Genomic DNA, 15,701 nt, shown 5'->3' on the forward strand with positions numbered 1-15,701 from the left:
GCATGACGTCGGAGCTCGACGTCGCGCTGGTCGGACCCGACCGCGCGGCCGAGGTCCTCGGGGTCATCCACCGCGCGTTCGCCGCGCGGCCCGTGCTCGACCCGCCGGCCACCGCCGGCGACGAGACGCTCGAGAGCGTCGCCGCCTCGCTCGAGCGCGACGGCGGTCTGCTGGCCACGCGCCGCGGCCATCCGATGGGCGCGATCCTGTTCGACCGGTCCCGTCCCGGGCGCCTCGGCCTGCTCCGCGTCAGCGTCGACCCGCTCGGCCGCGACCGCGGGGTCGCCTCCGCCATGGTCGGCGTCGCCGAGGACGTCGCGGAGGAGCAGGGCATGGACGGCATCTGGCTGCACGTGCGCGAGGAGCTGCCCGCGAACTTCCGCTTCTGGAACCACCGCCTCTACCTGCCGGTGCGCCAGCAGGGCCCCACGATCGAGATGGCCAAGACGCTGTGGCTCGCGCGCGAGGTGCCCGACGCCGACGCGATGCGCGACCTCGCCGCGCGCGTGGCCACGCTGCTGCGCGCGGGCGACCTGCTCGTGCTCACCGGCGGCCTCGGCGCCGGCAAGACCACCTTCACGCAGGGCCTGGGCGATGCGCTCGGCGTCCGCGGCCCCGTCACCTCGCCCACGTTCGTCATCGCGCGCACGCACCCCAGCGAGGTCGGCGGGCCGCCGCTCGTGCACGTCGACGCCTACCGGCTCGGCGACGCGGCCGAGATCGACGACATCGACCTCGACGCCACCACCGAGGAGTCGGTGACGGTCGTCGAGTGGGGCGAGGGGATGGCCGAGCAGCTCTCCGACAGCTGGCTCGCGATCACGATCGAGACGCGCGGCGCGAGCCCCGGCGACCCGCTCGGCACCGCGTGCGGCGTCCCGTCCGACGAGATGCGCGTCGTCACGATCCGCCCGCACGGCCCGCGGTGGCTCGAGGAGCCGCTGCGCTCGGTCCTGCTCGGCTGAGCGGCGGCCGCTCGAACGTCGGTCCGGGGCGGAACTAGGCTGGGCCCGTGCTGCTGCTCGCGTTCGACACCGCCACCCCGGCGATCTCCGTCGCCGTCCACGACGGCTCGTCCGTCGTCGCCGAGGCGACGGGGGAGGGCGCGATGGCGCACGGCGAGCTGCTGGCCCCCGCGATCCGCACCGCGCTCCAGCGCGCCGGCGCCGCTCCGTCCGACCTCACCGACGTCGCCGTCGGCGTGGGTCCCGGCCCGTTCACGGGCCTGCGGGTCGGTGTCGTCACCGCGCTGTCGCTGGGCCAGACGCTGGGCCTGACCACGCACGGCGTGTGCTCGCTCGACATCCTCGCGGCCGAGGCCGCCGCCGACTTCGACGAGGAGTTCGTCGTGGCCACGGACGCCCGGCGCAAGGAGGTCTACTGGGGCCGCTTCACGCCCGAGGGCGTGCGCGTCACCGGTCCCGACGTCGACTACCCCGAGACCGTGGCCGCCCTGGGCATGCCCGTGGTCGGTCGCGGCGGCACGCTCTACGCCGACCGCTTCGCGACGGTGCACGACGGTCCGCTCGACCCGTCGGCCGCCGCGCTGGCCCGCCTGGTCGCCGGCGGCACGGCCGCCGAGGTCCCGCTCGAGCCGCTCTACCTGCGCCGACCCGACGCGACACCGCAGGTCGCGACCAAGCGCGCATGATCCGCACGGCGGGCCTGCGCGATCTGGACACGCTGGAGTCCATCGAGAACGCCAGCTTCGGGCCCGACGCGTGGTCGTCCGCCCAGGTCCGCGACGAGCTCGTCGGCGACCGCATCGTCCTGGCGCTCGTCGACGAGTTCGGGGTCCGTGGCTACGCCTCGATCCGGATGTTCGCGCCCGAGGCCGAGCTCATGCGGATCGCCGTGGGGCTGGGCTCGCGCCGCCAGGGCGTCGGCTCCCAGCTGCTCGGGGCCGCCCAGGACGCCGCCCGTGCCCGCGGTGCCGAGCGGCTGCTGCTCGAGGTCGCCGACGACAACGAGCCGGCCCTCGCGCTCTACCGCCGCGCCGGCTACCGCGAGACCGGCCGCCGCCGTGGCTACTACCGCTCGGGTGCCGACGCCGTGCTCATGGAGCGTGACCTCTCCGCGCCGGACGCGACGAGGTCGTCGTGAGCGAGGTGCTCGACGCGATCCGGGCGTGGCCGTGGTTCTGGGCGTGGCTGACGTTCTTCGTGATCGTGCTGCTGCGCGCCGGCGGCACCTATGGCATCGGCCGCGCGATCGCGGCCGGCGTGCTGCGCGAGCGCGAGCCCGGCCCCCGGGTGCGGGCCGCGATGGCGCAGGTCGAGCGCTGGGGCCCGCCAGCGGTCACCGTGAGCTTCTTCACGGTCGGCGCGCAGACCGCCGTGAACCTCGGCGCGGGCCTCGCGCGGATGTCATTCCCGCGCTATCTCACCGGCCTGGTGCCCGGCGCGGTCATCTGGGCGTCGATCTGGTCGACCATCGGGATGAGTGCCTTCCTGGCCGTCTTCTCGGGCGGATCCGAGCGTCTCGGGTGGCTCTTCGTGCTGCTCGTCGTGGTCGTCGTGGCGGTGTTGCTGACCCGCTCGTTCCGGCAGTCGGCGCCCGCCCGGGACACCCGCGCGGACTGAGATCCGCCGCCCGGCGAGTGCGCCCGGTGCGTGGCAAGGTGGAGACATGAGCGATCCCCGCAACCAGCCCCCGGCCCCTTCCCAGTACCTGAGCCAGGACCAGGACCAGGACACGCTGCTCGGTCGCGAGACCCATGATCCGCTGGACGAGGGCCTGACGGCCCCGGAGCGGTGGTCCGCGGGCGAGGGCTACGGCACCACCGCCGAGGAGCAGCGTGACGGCGAGTCGTTCGAGCAGCGTCTGCGTCAGGAGCAGCCCGACGTCGACCCCGAGGCCGAGTGGAGCGAGGACGACCTCGACGATGGTGAGGTCGGCGCCAGCCGCTCCGGTCGACTGGTCGATCCCGAGGGCGGGAACGGCGTCGACCACGTCTCCGAGCTGGTCGGCGACGACGTCGGCATCGACGGCGCCGGAGCCAGTGCCGAGGAGGCCGCCGTCCACGTCGTCGAGGACGAGTGAGACGCCCTTCGGGTGAACGCGCGTGCACTAGTGTGCTCGCATGCGCGACCTGACGTACCCGCCGATCATCGGCACGGCCAAGACGCTGTTCAAGGTGCTGGGCATGAGCTTCCAGACGTCCGGCACCGAGCACATCCCGCGTGAGGGCGGGGCGATCCTGGCCTCCAACCACGTCAGCTACGTCGACTTCGTCTTCAACGGACTCGCGGCCCAGCCGGCCGGCCGGCTCGTGCGGTTCATGGCGAAGAAGGAGGCGTTCGACCACAAGGTCTCGGGCCCGATCATGCGCTCGATGCACCACATCCCGGTCGATCGCGCGCAGGGCGAGGCCTCGCTGCACGAGGCCGCCGAGTACGCGCGGCGCGGCGAGATCGTCGGCATCTTCCCCGAGGCCACCATCAGCCGCTCGATGGAGGTCAAGGAGATCAAGACCGGCGCCGTCCGCGCCGCCGCCGAGGCCGGCGTGCCGCTCGTTCCGATGGTCGTGTGGGGCACCCAGCTGCTCAAGACGAAGGACCACGACGCCGACCTGTGGGGCCGCGGCAAGACGATCGCGCTGCACGTCGGCGAGCCGATCCCCGTCACGGGCGAGGACCCGGTGGCCGAGACCGCGCTCCTGCACGAGTCGCTCACGGCGCTGCTCGACAAGGCCATCCGCGAGTACCCCGTCTCGCCCGAGGGCCAGTGGTGGGCGCCCGCGCGCTACGGCGGCACCGCCCCCACGCCCGACGAGGCCCGCCAAATGGACCTCGACGAGAAGGCGGCCCGCGAGGCCAAGCGCGCCGAGCGCGACTGACCGCCGAGGTCCGGTGGCGAGCCCGGTGGCCCGCCCACGGCACAATGGACCGGTGAGCGAACCGCTGGTCCTGGGCATCGAGTCCTCCTGCGACGAGACCGGCGTGGGCATCGTGCGGGGCACCACCCTGCTGGCCCATGCCGTGGCGTCGAGCGTGGAGGAGCACGTCCGCTTCGGTGGCGTCGTCCCCGAGGTCGCCAGCCGCGCGCACCTCGAGGCGATGGTGCCCACGCTCGAGCAGGCCTACGAGCAGGCGGGCGTCGACGTCCGCGACGTCGACGCGATCGCGGTCACCAGCGGCCCCGGCCTGACCGGCGCGCTGCTCGTCGGCGTGGCCGCGGCCAAGGCGCTGGCCCTCGCGCACGACAAGCCGCTCTACGGCGTCAACCACCTCGCCGCCCACGTGGCGGTCGACCAGCTCGAGCACGGCCGGTACACCGAGCCCTCGGTCGCGCTGCTGGTCAGCGGCGGCCACACCGAGCTGCTGCTGGTCAACGACATCGCCACCGACATCACGTTGCTGGGCGGCACGATCGACGACGCCGCCGGCGAGGCCTTCGACAAGGTCGCCCGCCTGCTCGGCCTGCCCTACCCGGGCGGTCCCGAGATCGACAAGGTCGCCCGCGACGGCGACCCGAAGGCGATCGACTTCCCGCGCGGCCTCACCACCGGCCGCGACCTCGAGCGGTACCGCTGGGACTTCTCGTTCTCCGGCCTGAAGAGCGCCGTCGCCCGCCACGTGCAGCACGAGGAGCGGATGGGCCGCGAGGTCGCCGTGGCCGACGTGGCCGCCTCGTTCCAGGACTCGGTGTGCGACGTGCTGAGCCGCAAGGCGATCAAGGCGTGCCTCGAGCACGACGTGCCGCGGCTGATCCTCGGCGGCGGTGTCGCGGCCAACGGCCGACTGCGCCACTACGTCCTGGAGCGGGCGGAGAAGGCAGGCGTCGAGGTCCGCATCCCGAAGCCGTCCCTGTGCACCGACAACGGCGCGATGGTCGCCGCCCTCGGCGCCGAGGTCGTCCGCCGCGGCATCGCCCCCAGCTCGCTCGACCTCGCCGTCGACTCGAGCCTCCCCGTCACCCGCATCGTCGCCGCCTGACCCGGCTGCCCGCCGCTCGCGACCCCGGTTTGCGCCACTCGGCGGGACGGGGAGGGCGTCAGGCGCGGTGGCGCCGGAAGCGGACCACGTCGCCCGGGCGCACCTGCGCCAGCAGGTCGGTGTCGGGGTCCACCACGACGCCGATGACCGGGTAGCCGCCGGTCACGGGATGGTCCGGGCCCAGCACCACCGGTCGCCCCGAGGTCGTCACCTGGATGCTGCCGCGCAGGACCGGCTCGCTCTCGAGCTCCCCGTCGCGGGCGCGCTCCAGCGCCGGTCCGTCGAGCCGTACCCCGATCCGGTCCGAGACGGGGTCGACCCGCCACGGACTCGACAGCAGGTCCGCGACGGCGGCCGGCGTGAACCAGTCGTCCCGCGGCCCGAGCACGACGCGCACGGTGACCTCGCCCGAGGCGAGCGCCGCCGGGTAGGCCTCGAGCGAGACGCCGTCCGCGGGCACCCCGACCCTCAGCTCGGCCCCCGAGGACAGCGGCGCAGGTCCCAGGGCGGCGAGGGTGTCGGTGCTGCGGCTGCCGAGCACCGGAGGCACGGTGATCCCGCCGCCGACCGCCACGGTCCACCGCAGCCCCAGCTCAGGAACACCCAGTCGCAGCACCTGGCCGCGGCGCAGCGCGAGCACCCGTCCGGAGTTCACCGGAGTGCCGTCCACCGTCAGTGGCCCGGCGGCTCCCGTCACCGCGACGACGTGCGCCGCGGTCGCGACGAGGGCGAGCCCGCCGCCGAGCGCCTCGACGATCGCCGCACCCTCCGGGTTGCCCACCAGGTGGTTGGCCTCGCGCAGCGCGCGCCGGTCGAAGGCGCCGGACGGGCCCACGCCCAGGTCGCCGAGCCCGGGCCGCCCGAGATCCTGCACCAGGCTCAGCGCACCCGGCTCCAGCACCCGCAGACTCATCGCGCCACCGCCTCGGAAGAGCGAAGGTAGGTCGGTGTCGCGATTCGTGGTGTGGAATGGCTCGCTCGCTGGCGCTCGCTCATCGCGCCACCGCCTCGGAAGAGCGACGGTAGGTCGGTGTCGCGATTCGTGGTGTGGAATGGCTCGCTCGCTGGCGCTCGCTCATCGCGCCACCTCCACGAACCGCACGAGGTCGCCGGGGTGCAGCAGTGCCGGGTCGTCGCGGGCGAGGTCCCACAGCGGCGCGTCGGTGCGACCGATCAGTCGCCAGCCGCCGGGGGAGGGGCGCGGGTAGACGCCGCTGAACCGCCCGGCGAGCCCCACCGATCCGGCCTCCACGCGGGGCCGAGGCCGCTCCAGCCGCGGCACCTCGAGTCGCGGGTCGCCGCCGGACAGGTAGGCGAAGCCGGGCGCGAAGCCGGCGAACGCCACGGTCCACCGCGAGGCGACGTGGCGGCGCACGACCTCGTCCGGCTCGAGCCCGCAGTGCCGCGCGACCGCGTCGAGGTCCGGGCCGTCGTAGACGACGGGCACCTCGACCTCGCGGCCCACGACGTCGGTCAGGTCGGCGGGCTCGGTGGCGCCGACGAGCGACCGCAGGTCGGCCGGGCGTCCCCGCAGCAGCACGGTGGTGGCGCCGAGGGTCGCACCGTGCTCGCGCAGGGCGGCGTGCCAGCGCCGCGCCTCGGCCGCGTCGGCGCAGTCGAGCAGCACGGCGCGATCGCCGCAGGGCAGGATCCTCATCTTCAGCCGAAGGCCTCGATCGCCACGTCGTGCGCGGCCAGCACCTCGCGCACCCGGCGCAGCAGGGCCTCGGCCTCGGGGCTGTCACTGTGCACGCACAGCGAGTCGACCGACTCGGCGAGCGACAGCGCCTGACGGGCCGCCTCGTCCGGGTCCGTGAGCACGGCGCCCGGCTGGTCGCGCGGCACGAGGCCACCCTCGGCCGTGTAGGCGCGGTCGGCGAACCCCTCGTGCACGACGCGGATCCCGGCGTCCTCGGCCATCTCGAGCGCGATCGATCCCGGCATCCCGACGAGCGGCAGCGGATTCCCGTCGGCGAGGAGGGCCTCGACGACCGCCTCCGCCTGGTGCGGGTCGCGCGCGATCCGGTGGTAGAGCGCGCCGTGCGGCTTGAGGTAGGTGACGACCCCTCCGGCGGCGTCGGCCAGCTCGGCGAGGTGGTCCAGCTGGTGACGCACCTCGTCCACGAGGTCGCGGGGAGCCAGGTCGACCTCGCGCCGGCCGAAGCCCTCGCGGTCGCGGTAGCCGACCTGCGCGCCGATCGCGACGTCGTGCGCGACGGCCGCCTCGCACGTGGCGCGGATCAGGTCGTCGTCACCGGCGTAGGCGCCGCAGCAGACGTTGGCGCTGGTGACGAGCCCCAGCAGCCGCACGTCCTCACCGGACTCCCAGCGAGCACGGTTCTCGCCGAGGTCCACGTTGAGGTCGACTCGGCGGGTCATGGCCCGACGCTACCGTGCCCGGGGCATCGCTGGCAGTGACGTTCCCGGGAGTCGGATCCGGGTGCTGTCCCCCGGAACGTCACGCTCAGGGCTGCCGCTCGACGAGGAAGGCGCGGGCCTCCCCGGCGACGCGGGTCAGCACGACGGTCGCGGTGCGCGAACCCGACAGCTTGAGGCGGGCGACGAGGCGCTCGGGCACGACGTCCACGCCGCGCTTCTTCACCGTGAGGGTGCCGATGTCGCGCTCGCGCAGCGCCGCACGCAGCTGCTTCTCGCGGTAGGGCAGCTCCTCGAGGACCCGGAACGCGCGGCCGAGCGGTGCGGCGTCGGGGGATTCGGTGGTGATCCAGGCGATGTGGGGGTCGAGCAGGTGACCGCCGAGGTCCTCGGCGAGCTCGGCCACGAGCCCGGCCCGGATCACGGCGTCGTCGGGCTCGACGAGATGCGACAGCAGCGGCCCGACCGTGGCCGGCGTGCCGCGCGCCACGAGGCTCACCCCGGCCGGGAGGACCGTGGCGACCCGGCCCTCGGGCGCCCCGAGACCGGCGCCCCACAGGCACGCCTCGACGAGGTCGCCACCGTGGGACACCCACTCGGCCTGCACGCCCGGCGGCACCGCGTCGTGCGCGATGCCCGGCATCACCTTCGCGACGGCCCGCCCGGCGAGCAGCCCCGTGACGAAGTCCCAGGGCGGCACGAGGGCGTCCAGCCGGAACGTGCGTCCCGCGCCGTCGCGACGGGCCGGGTCGACGAAGGCCACCTCGTCGGCTGCGACGGTGGTGGTCGTCGCGTCGCCGACCTCGACCGTGCCCTCCAGTCCGAGGGCGGCGAGGTTCGCGCGGGCGATCGCGGCGCGCACCTCGTCCTGCTCGACGCCGCGCACGGCCAGTCCGGCGCGGGCGCAGGCGATGAGGTCGCCGCCGATGCCGCAGCCGAGATCCACGACCCGGGTGGCGCCGAGGGCGACCAGCCGCGTGGCGCGGTGGTCGGCGACGGTCCGCCTCGTGGACTGCTCGAGCGCGTCGTGCGTGTAGTAGAGGTGGGCGGCGTCCGCGCCGAACTTCGCGACGGCCCGGCCGCGCAGGTGGTTCTGGGTGACGGCCGCGGCCACCAGCTCCACCGGGTGGTCGCGACGCAGGCGGGTGCCCAGGGCGAGGTCGGACTCGCGCCCGGCGCAGGCGGCCACCTCGGCCAGCAGCGCCTGCCCGGCCGGCGTGGTCAGGGTGGCGAAGGTCTGGGCGTCCACGCGCCCGAGTCTGCCACCGCGTGCCCCGGCTTCGGACCTAGCACTCTGTTGGGACGAGTGCCAGCCGGTGCTACGCTGACGACTGGCACTCCCAACGAGTGAGTGCCAACCGAACGTCTCTCATCGAAAGGGGAGGTCGACCAGTGTCGGTCACCATCAAGCCGCTCGAAGATCGCATCGTCATCAAGGCCGGAGAGGCCGAGCAGACCACCGCGTCGGGTCTCGTCATCCCCGACACCGCCAAGGAGAAGCCGCAGGAGGGCGAGGTCGTGGCCGTGGGCCCCGGTCGCGTCAGCGACAGCGGCGAGCGCATCCCCGTCGACGTGGCCGTCGGCGACAAGGTGCTCTTCAGCAAGTACGGCGGCACCGAGGTCAAGCACGGCGGCGAGGAGTTCCTCATCCTCAACGCCCGCGACGTCCTCGCCGTCATCGCCTGAGTCCACCCAAGCCAACCGTTAGGGAGCACTCGTGCCCAAGATTCTGGAATTCGACGAGGACGCACGCCGCGCCCTCGAACGCGGTGTCGACAAGCTCGCCGACACCGTCAAGGTGACCCTCGGCCCCAAGGGCCGCTACGTCGTCCTCGACAAGAAGTGGGGCGCCCCCACGATCACGAACGACGGCGTGTCCGTCGCGCGTGAGGTCGAGCTCGACGACCCCTTCGAGAACCTCGGCGCCCAGCTCGCCAAGGAAGTCGCCACCAAGACCAACGACGTCGCCGGTGACGGCACCACGACCGCCACGGTCCTGGCCCAGGCGATGGTCCACGAGGGCCTGCGCGCCGTCGCGGCCGGCGCCAACCCGGTCGGCCTCAAGAAGGGCATCGAGGCGGCCGTCGAGGCCGTCACGAACGAGCTGCACTCGCGCGCTCGCGCCGTCGACTCGGTCTCGGACATGTCCGCCGTCGCCACGGTCTCCAGCCGTGACGCGGTCATCGGCGAGCTCATCGCCGAGGCGTTCGACAAGGTCGGCAAGGACGGTGTCATCACCGTCGAGGAGTCCAACACCATGGGCACCGACCTCGAGTTCACCGAGGGCATGCAGTTCGACAAGGGCTACCTGTCGCCGTACATGGTCACCGACACCGAGCGCATGGAGGCCGTCCTCGACGATCCCTACATCCTCGTCAACCAGGGCAAGATCTCGGCCGTGTCCGACCTCCTGCCGCTGCTGGAGAAGGTCGTCCAGTCCGGCAAGGCCCTGTTCATCATCGCCGAGGACATCGAGGGCGAGGCCCTGTCCACGATCGTGGTGAACAAGATCCGCGGCACGTTCACGTCCGTGGCCGTCAAGGCGCCCGCGTTCGGCGATCGCCGCAAGGCCATGCTGCAGGACATCGCGACCCTCACCGGCGCGACCGTCGTGACGCCGGACGTCGGCCTCAAGCTCGACCAGGTCGGCCTCGAGGTCCTCGGCACCGCCCGTCGCGTCGTCGTCACCAAGGACGACACGACGATCATCGACGGCGGCGGCGAGCAGGCCGAGGTCGAGGGCCGCGTGGCCCAGATCAAGGCCGAGTTCGAGCAGACCGACTCCGAGTGGGACCGCGAGAAGCTCCAGGAGCGTCTCGCCAAGCTGGCCGGTGGCGTCTGCGTCATCCGCGTCGGCGCGGCCACCGAGGTCGAGCTCAAGGAGAAGAAGCACCGCATCGAGGACGCCGTGTCGGCGACCCGCGCGGCCATCGAGGAGGGCATCGTCCCCGGCGGTGGCTCGGCGCTGGTCCACGCGGTCGGCGTGCTCGACCAGGACCTCGAGCTCTCGGGCGACGAGGCCATCGGTGCTCGCATCGTCCGCAAGGGCGCGGACGCCCCGCTGGAGTGGATCGCCCGCAACGGCGGCGTCTCCGGCGAGGTCGTCGTGGCCAAGGTCCGCGAGTCGGGCGAGGGCTACAACGCGGCCACGGGCGAGTACGGCGACCTGCTCGCGCAGGGCATCCTCGACCCGGTCAAGGTCACGCGCTCGGCGCTCGCCAACGCGGCCTCGATCGCGGCCATGCTGCTCACCACCGAGACCCTCGTGGTGGACAAGCCGGCCGACGAGGACGACGCGCACGCCGGTCACCACCACTGACCGACACCGTCACGACGCAGGCCCCGGGCACCCGCCCGGGGCCTGCGTCGTGCGGTGACGGCGGGACGGGCCGGAGCCGCTCGTGAGACGAGGGACGACAGTGTCCGTCGGGCCCAATAACCTAGGGTTCGACCCGGTGTCCGCACCCGTTGATAGGACTGCCCCATGACGACGCCATCGACCACCTGCCCGTGGTGGTGCACCGACCACCGCTCCGGCGAGACGGCAGAGGACGAGCAGCACGCCCGTGTGTTCCCGGTGCCCGGTGGGGCCTGGGTGGCCATCCTGCACGGCGCGCTGCCCGGCGACCGGATCGAGCTGGCCTACGGGGCCGAGGCCTATGCGGCGTCGGCGGGGGAGGGGCGTGCGTTCGCCGCGGCACTGCAGCACGCGGCCGACGTGTTCGACCGGATCGTGTCCGAGGTCGAGCGCGTGAGGGTCAGCGGTCGGACGACTCCATGAACCGCCGCACGTCCACCAGCAGGTCGCCCAGCTCCAGTCCGAAGGCCGCCTCGAGGGCCAGGATCGTGTCCAGGCTCGGGTTGGCCGAGGAGCGGCCGGTGGCGTTGTTGTTGCGGTTGTTCTCCAGGTTCTGCACCTGGTTGCGGCTCAGTCCCGCGCGGTGCGCGAGCTCCTCCTGGGTCATGCCGGCCTGCTCGCGGCGGCGGCGCAGCCACTGGGCGAACGAGCTGGCGACCTCGGCGGTGTGAGCGGTCGGCGTCCGTTTGGGCATGCACAACAGCATGGGCCCAATCGTCGTCCGCGCGCAGCCCAATACGGTGTGGCGCGGCGTCGCATCCCCGGCGTGCGGACCGGGGATCCGGGACGGCTCCGAAAAGGTGGTGACGCGTCTCACAGTCTATGTTACATTCACAATGTCACATACCGATGACCGAGGAGATCGCATGACCGTCACCGACGATCGCGCCGCCGTCGAGTTCCGCCAGTCCATCGACATGGACTCCGAGCTGGAGCGACTGCTCGAGTCCGCCGCCGTCCTGTCGTACGACCCCGACCAGGAGATCGACTGGGACAAGCCGCTCGACCCGCACAAGTACGGCCTCAACCCCGAGTGGTCCACGCTCTACGGCACGCCGCTGTGGGACCGGATGACCGAGCAGCAGCGGATCGACCTCACCCGCCACGAGGTCGGCTCGATCATGAGCACCGGCATCTGGTTCGAGACGATGCTCCAGTCGATGGTGCTGCGCTCGCAGTACTCGGCCGACTACGGCGACCCCGAGTTCCGCTTCGCCCTCACCGAGATCGCCGACGAGTGCCGCCACTCGCTGATGTTCAGCAAGACCTGCAGCAAGATGGGCGTCCCGCACTACCGCCCGCGCCGTCTCTTCCACGAGCTGGCCCGCGTCTTCCGCACCACCGCCACCGGCGAGATGGCGTACTCCTCGATCCTCGTGGCCGAGGAGGTCCTCGACATCATGCAGCGCGACTGGATGCGCGGCGAGAACGTCCTCGAGGAGGTGCGCACCACGAGCAAGATCCACGTGGTCGAGGAGGCGCGCCACATGAAGTTCGCGCGCATGGAGATCAAGGAGTACCTCGAGGGGATCTCCAAGCCGCGCCGGCACCTGGCCGCGTTCGTCATCTCGATCGTGGCCGCGATCATCGTCGACTCGCTGGTCAACGACGACGTCTACGCCAACGCCGGCCTCGATCCCGAGGAGGCGAAGGCGGCGGCGAAGTCCAACACCCACCACCAGAACCTCATGCGGATGAGCTGCGTGCACCTCATGGACTTCCTGTCCGAGGTGGGCCTGCTGACCCCGTCCGCCATGCGGATGTACCGCACCGTCCACATGCTCTGACGGCCACGCCGACCCGAACCGAAAGCACCCGCCGTGGCCTACGCGATCACCCAGTCCTGCTGCAAGGACGCCTCGTGCGTCTCGGTCTGCCCCGTGGACTGCATCCATCCCACCCCCGACGAGCGCGACTTCGCGACGACCGACATCGTCTACGTCGACCCGAGCGTCTGCATCGACTGCGGCGCCTGCGCCGACGCCTGCCCGGTGGCGGCGCCGAAGCCGATCGACCTGCTGCGCGGACCCGAGACGATCTTCGCCGAGCTCAACGCCGCGTACTTCGAGCGGCGCCCCGAGCGCGAGGAGCCGAAGGTCCACACGTGGGAGGAGATGGGCGGCGACCTCGAGCGCTCGCTGTCGATCGCGATCGTCGGCACGGGTCCGGCCGCGGCCTACACTGCGCGTCAGCTGCTGCTGTCCACCGACGCGCGGATCACGATGATCGACCGGCTCCCCGTGCCGGGCGGTCTCGTGCGCGGCGGGGTGGCTCCCGACCACGTCGACACCAAGAAGTTCGCCGACCTGTTCCAGTGGGCCTACAAGCACCCGCGCACCTCGATGGTGATGAACGTCGAGGTCGGCCGCGACATCTCCCACCGCGACGTGCTGCGCCACCACGACGTCGTGATCTACGGCGTCGGCGCGCGCCGCGACCGCGAGCTGGGGGTGCCGGGGGAGGACCTGCCCGGCGTCTACCCCGCGCCCGAGGTCGTCGGCTGGTACAACGGCGCGCTCGACGTCGAGCCCACCGGCGTGGTGCTCCAGGGTGACCGCGTCGTGATCGTGGGCAACGGCAACGTGGCGCTCGACCTGGCCCGGCTGCTGCTGCACGACCCCGACGTGCTGGCGCGCACCGACATGCCCGACCACGCCGTGCAGGCGTTCCGCGGGCTCGACGTCCGCGAGGTGGTCCTGCTCGGCCGGCGCGGGCCGTCGGCCGCGGCGTTCACCCGGCCCGAGCTGCTGATGATGCCGCCGGGCATCGACGTCGTGGTCGCCCGCGACGAGTTCACCGTGGCCGAGCTGGAGGACGCCGAGCCCGAGACCAACGCCGCGGTCCTGGCCGCGCTGCCGCTGGTCGACGTCGATCTCACCACGCCGCCCGGCGAGCGCCGTCGCCTCGTCTTCGCGTTCGGCCGCCAAGTCGTCTCGGTCGAGGGCGACGACCAGGTAGAGGCCGTGCAGGTGGCGCCGTCGGGCGTCGCCGAGCAGGCCGTGAAGGTGCCGTGCGGCACGCTGATCCGCGCCACCGGCCACCGCGGCACTCCCGTGCCCGATCTGCCGTTCGACGAGGAGACCGCCACGGTCCCGAACGAGCACGGTCGCGTGATCGACCCCGACACGGGTCGGCCCGTGCCGGGCACCTACGTCGTAGGCTGGATCAAGCGCGGCGCCACGGGCGGCATCGGCACCAACCGCACGTGCGCCCACGAGACGATCCAGTCGATCATCGCCGACGCGAACGCCGGGCTCATCCCGCCGGCGCCGCGCCGCAGGCTCACCTTCGGACCGTTCGTGCGCACCCGCGTCGACGGCGTCGTGGGCCGTCGCCGCATGCTCGCGATCGAGAAGGCCGAGGAGAAGGCGGGCCGCCGCGAGGGCCGTCCGCGCGTGAAGTTCTCGTCGGTCGACGAGATGCTCCAGGTCAGCCCCGCGACGAGCCTGCACTGACGACGCGGATCACATCCCGCGGCCTCGGGACGGCGTCGGGGCGCGGGTAGACTCGCGCCATGGTGGGCATCCCCGACAAGTTCGCTCCTCTCGGCCTCACGTACGACGACGTCCTGCTGCTCCCGGGCGAGACCGACGTCATTCCCAGCGAGGTCGACACCACGACCCGGCTGACGCGTGACATCTCGCTGCGGATCCCGCTGCTGTCGAGCGCGATGGACACCGTCACCGAGTCGCGCATGGCGATCGCCATGGCGCGCGAGGGCGGCATCGGCATCCTGCACCGCAACCTCTCGATCGAGGACCAGGCCTATCAGGTCGACCTCGTCAAGCGCACCCAGACGGGCATCATCCCCAACCCCGTCACGATCGGCCCGAAGGCCACCCTCGAGGAGCTCGACGAGCGCTGCGGCGAGTACCGCGTCTCGGGCCTGCCGGTCGTCGACGAGGACAACACGCTGCTGGGCATCGTCACCAACCGCGACCTGCGCTTCACGCCCGTCGCCGAGTGGGCCACCACGCTCGTCCACGACGTCATGACCCACATGCCGCTGATCACCGGGCCCGTCGGCATCAGCCGCGAGGACGCCTCCGCGCTGCTGCGCCAGCACAAGCGCGAGCGCCTGCCGATCGTCGACGAGCAGGGCAAGCTCGCCGGCCTCATCACCGTCAAGGACTTCGTGAAGTCCGAGCAGTTCCCGATGGCCAGCAAGGACGCCGAGGGCCGCCTGCTCGTCGGCGCCGCGGTCGGCTTCTTCGGCGACTCCTACGACCGCGCGAGCCGCCTCATGGAGGCCGGCGTCGACGTGCTCGTCGTCGACACCGCCCACGGCCACGCCCGCGCCCTGCTCGACATGGTGCGCAAGCTCAAGGCCGACTCGGCCTTCGACGGCGTCCAGATCATCGGCGGCAACGTCGCCACCCGCGAGGGCGCCCAGGCGCTCGTCGACGCCGGCGTCGACGCGGTGAAGGTGGGCGTCGGACCCGGCTCGATCTGCACCACGCGCGTCGTCGCGGGCGTCGGCGTGCCCCAGATCTCGGCCGTCTACGAGGCCACGCTGGCCGCGGCCCCGGCCGGCGTCCCGGTCATCGCCGACGGCGGCCTGCAGTACTCCGGCGACATCGCCAAGGCGCTCGTCGCGGGCGCCGAGAGCGTGATGGTCGGCTCCCTGCTGGCCGGCTGCGAGGAGAGCCCGGGCGAGCTGATCTTCGTCGCGGGCAAGCAGTACAAGACCTACCGCGGCATGGGCTCGGTCGGCGCGATGGCCTCGCGCGGCAAGAAGTCCTACTCCAAGGACCGCTACTTCCAGGCCGACGTCACCAGCGACGACAAGATCGTCCCCGAGGGCATCGAGGGACGCGTCGCCTACCGCGGCCCGCTGTCCACCGTGGCGCACCAGCTCGTCGGTGGCCTGCACCAGTCGATGTTCTACGTCGGCTCGCGCACCATCCCCGAGCTGCGCGACCGCGGCCGCTTCGTCCGGATCACCGCGGCCGGCCTCAAGGAGAGCCACCCGCACGACATCCAGATGACGGTCGAGGCGCCGAACTACACGATCCTCTGACGTCATCGCG

General features: G+C 72.6%; 18 protein-coding genes. 13 read left to right on the forward strand and 5 right to left on the reverse strand.

Annotation, left to right across the window (positions count from 1 at the left end):
* The first annotated feature begins 2 nt into the window (after window positions 1–2).
* The 7 genes from tsaE to tsaD are packed head-to-tail and all read left to right on the forward strand — an operon-like array spanning window position 3 to window position 4,937.
* On the forward strand, window positions 3–965 hold the full coding sequence (tsaE, locus tag BJ975_RS01560) for a tRNA (adenosine(37)-N6)-threonylcarbamoyltransferase complex ATPase subunit type 1 TsaE (RefSeq protein ID WP_179422987.1): 963 nt from the start codon (window positions 3–5) through the stop codon (window positions 963–965).
* Window positions 966–1,012: 47 nt separating this feature from the next.
* Window positions 1,013–1,651, forward strand: a complete 639-nt coding sequence (gene tsaB, locus BJ975_RS01565) for a tRNA (adenosine(37)-N6)-threonylcarbamoyltransferase complex dimerization subunit type 1 TsaB (protein WP_179422988.1) — start codon at window positions 1,013–1,015, stop codon at window positions 1,649–1,651.
* Window positions 1,648–2,103, forward strand: a complete 456-nt coding sequence (gene rimI, locus BJ975_RS01570; RefSeq protein WP_179422990.1) for a ribosomal protein S18-alanine N-acetyltransferase — start codon at window positions 1,648–1,650, stop codon at window positions 2,101–2,103. The genes tsaB and rimI overlap by 4 nt, the downstream gene beginning before the upstream one ends.
* The gene (locus BJ975_RS01575; protein ID WP_218845702.1) at window positions 2,100–2,582 is read left to right on the forward strand and encodes a DedA family protein; all 483 of its coding nucleotides are present in this window, start codon (window positions 2,100–2,102) and stop codon (window positions 2,580–2,582) included. The genes rimI and BJ975_RS01575 overlap by 4 nt, the downstream gene beginning before the upstream one ends.
* Window positions 2,583–2,628: 46 nt before the next feature.
* On the forward strand, window positions 2,629–3,042 hold the full coding sequence (locus BJ975_RS01580) for a DUF5709 domain-containing protein (RefSeq protein WP_179422992.1): 414 nt from the start codon (window positions 2,629–2,631) through the stop codon (window positions 3,040–3,042).
* A 40-nt stretch (window positions 3,043–3,082) separates the two neighbouring features.
* Entirely contained in the window at window positions 3,083–3,838 is a 756-nt protein-coding gene (locus BJ975_RS01585; RefSeq protein WP_179422994.1) for a lysophospholipid acyltransferase family protein, read from the forward strand.
* A gap of 52 nt (window positions 3,839–3,890) precedes the next feature.
* Entirely contained in the window at window positions 3,891–4,937 is a 1,047-nt protein-coding gene (gene tsaD, locus BJ975_RS01590; RefSeq protein ID WP_179422996.1) for a tRNA (adenosine(37)-N6)-threonylcarbamoyltransferase complex transferase subunit TsaD, read from the forward strand.
* 58 nt (window positions 4,938–4,995) lie between these two features.
* On the opposite strand, the gene BJ975_RS01595 is transcribed toward tsaD, so the two are convergent.
* The 4 genes from BJ975_RS01595 to BJ975_RS01610 all read right to left on the reverse strand — a co-directional run bounded on the left by BJ975_RS01595 (window position 4,996) and on the right by BJ975_RS01610 (window position 8,562).
* Window positions 4,996–5,850, reverse strand: coding sequence for a 5-oxoprolinase subunit C family protein (locus BJ975_RS01595; RefSeq protein WP_179422998.1), 855 nt, complete (start codon window positions 5,848–5,850; stop codon window positions 4,996–4,998).
* A 162-nt stretch (window positions 5,851–6,012) separates the two neighbouring features.
* Entirely contained in the window at window positions 6,013–6,594 is a 582-nt protein-coding gene (locus BJ975_RS01600; protein ID WP_179423000.1) for a 5-oxoprolinase subunit B family protein, read from the reverse strand.
* A gap of 2 nt (window positions 6,595–6,596) precedes the next feature.
* A complete protein-coding gene (locus BJ975_RS01605; RefSeq protein ID WP_179423002.1) occupies window positions 6,597–7,316 on the reverse strand; it encodes a LamB/YcsF family protein in 720 nt (239 codons plus the stop codon).
* 85 nt (window positions 7,317–7,401) lie between these two features.
* A complete protein-coding gene (locus BJ975_RS01610) occupies window positions 7,402–8,562 on the reverse strand; it encodes a THUMP-like domain-containing protein (protein WP_179423004.1) in 1,161 nt (386 codons plus the stop codon).
* A 143-nt stretch (window positions 8,563–8,705) separates the two neighbouring features.
* Between BJ975_RS01610 and groES the strand changes: the two genes are divergently transcribed.
* The 3 genes from groES (at window position 8,706) to BJ975_RS01625 (ending at window position 11,094) form a co-directional block, all read left to right on the forward strand.
* Window positions 8,706–8,999, forward strand: coding sequence for a co-chaperone GroES (gene groES, locus BJ975_RS01615; RefSeq protein ID WP_078698994.1), 294 nt, complete (start codon window positions 8,706–8,708; stop codon window positions 8,997–8,999).
* A 31-nt stretch (window positions 9,000–9,030) separates the two neighbouring features.
* Window positions 9,031–10,632 (forward strand): chaperonin GroEL, encoded by a 1,602-nt coding sequence (gene groL, locus BJ975_RS01620; protein WP_179423006.1) that lies wholly within the window; start codon window positions 9,031–9,033, stop codon window positions 10,630–10,632.
* Window positions 10,633–10,797: 165 nt separating this feature from the next.
* Entirely contained in the window at window positions 10,798–11,094 is a 297-nt protein-coding gene (locus BJ975_RS01625) for a hypothetical protein (RefSeq protein WP_179423008.1), read from the forward strand.
* On the opposite strand, the gene BJ975_RS01630 is transcribed toward BJ975_RS01625, so the two are convergent.
* Window positions 11,072–11,365, reverse strand: coding sequence for a helix-turn-helix transcriptional regulator (locus BJ975_RS01630; protein WP_218845703.1), 294 nt, complete (start codon window positions 11,363–11,365; stop codon window positions 11,072–11,074). The genes BJ975_RS01625 and BJ975_RS01630 overlap by 23 nt on opposite strands.
* 172 nt (window positions 11,366–11,537) lie before the next feature.
* On the opposite strand from BJ975_RS01630, the gene BJ975_RS01635 reads away from it, so the two are divergent.
* Genes BJ975_RS01635 through guaB form a run of 3 tightly spaced genes read left to right on the forward strand, consistent with a single transcriptional unit; the run spans window position 11,538 to window position 15,691 of the window.
* Window positions 11,538–12,458: an AurF N-oxygenase family protein gene (locus tag BJ975_RS01635; RefSeq protein WP_179423012.1), complete on the forward strand. Its 921-nt coding sequence runs from the start codon at window positions 11,538–11,540 to the stop codon at window positions 12,456–12,458.
* 33 nt (window positions 12,459–12,491) lie between these two features.
* Window positions 12,492–14,126 carry a 4Fe-4S binding protein gene (locus BJ975_RS01640; protein WP_179423014.1) on the forward strand — a complete coding sequence of 545 codons (1,635 nt, stop codon included), beginning with the start codon at window positions 12,492–12,494 and terminating at the stop codon, window positions 14,124–14,126.
* Window positions 14,127–14,185: 59 nt separating this feature from the next.
* Window positions 14,186–15,691 (forward strand): IMP dehydrogenase, encoded by a 1,506-nt coding sequence (guaB, locus tag BJ975_RS01645; protein ID WP_179423016.1) that lies wholly within the window; start codon window positions 14,186–14,188, stop codon window positions 15,689–15,691.
* Window positions 15,692–15,701 lie beyond the last annotated feature (10 nt).

It is taken from the genome of Aeromicrobium tamlense (assembly GCF_013408555.1).
Lineage (GTDB): Bacteria > Actinomycetota > Actinomycetes > Propionibacteriales > Nocardioidaceae > Aeromicrobium > Aeromicrobium tamlense.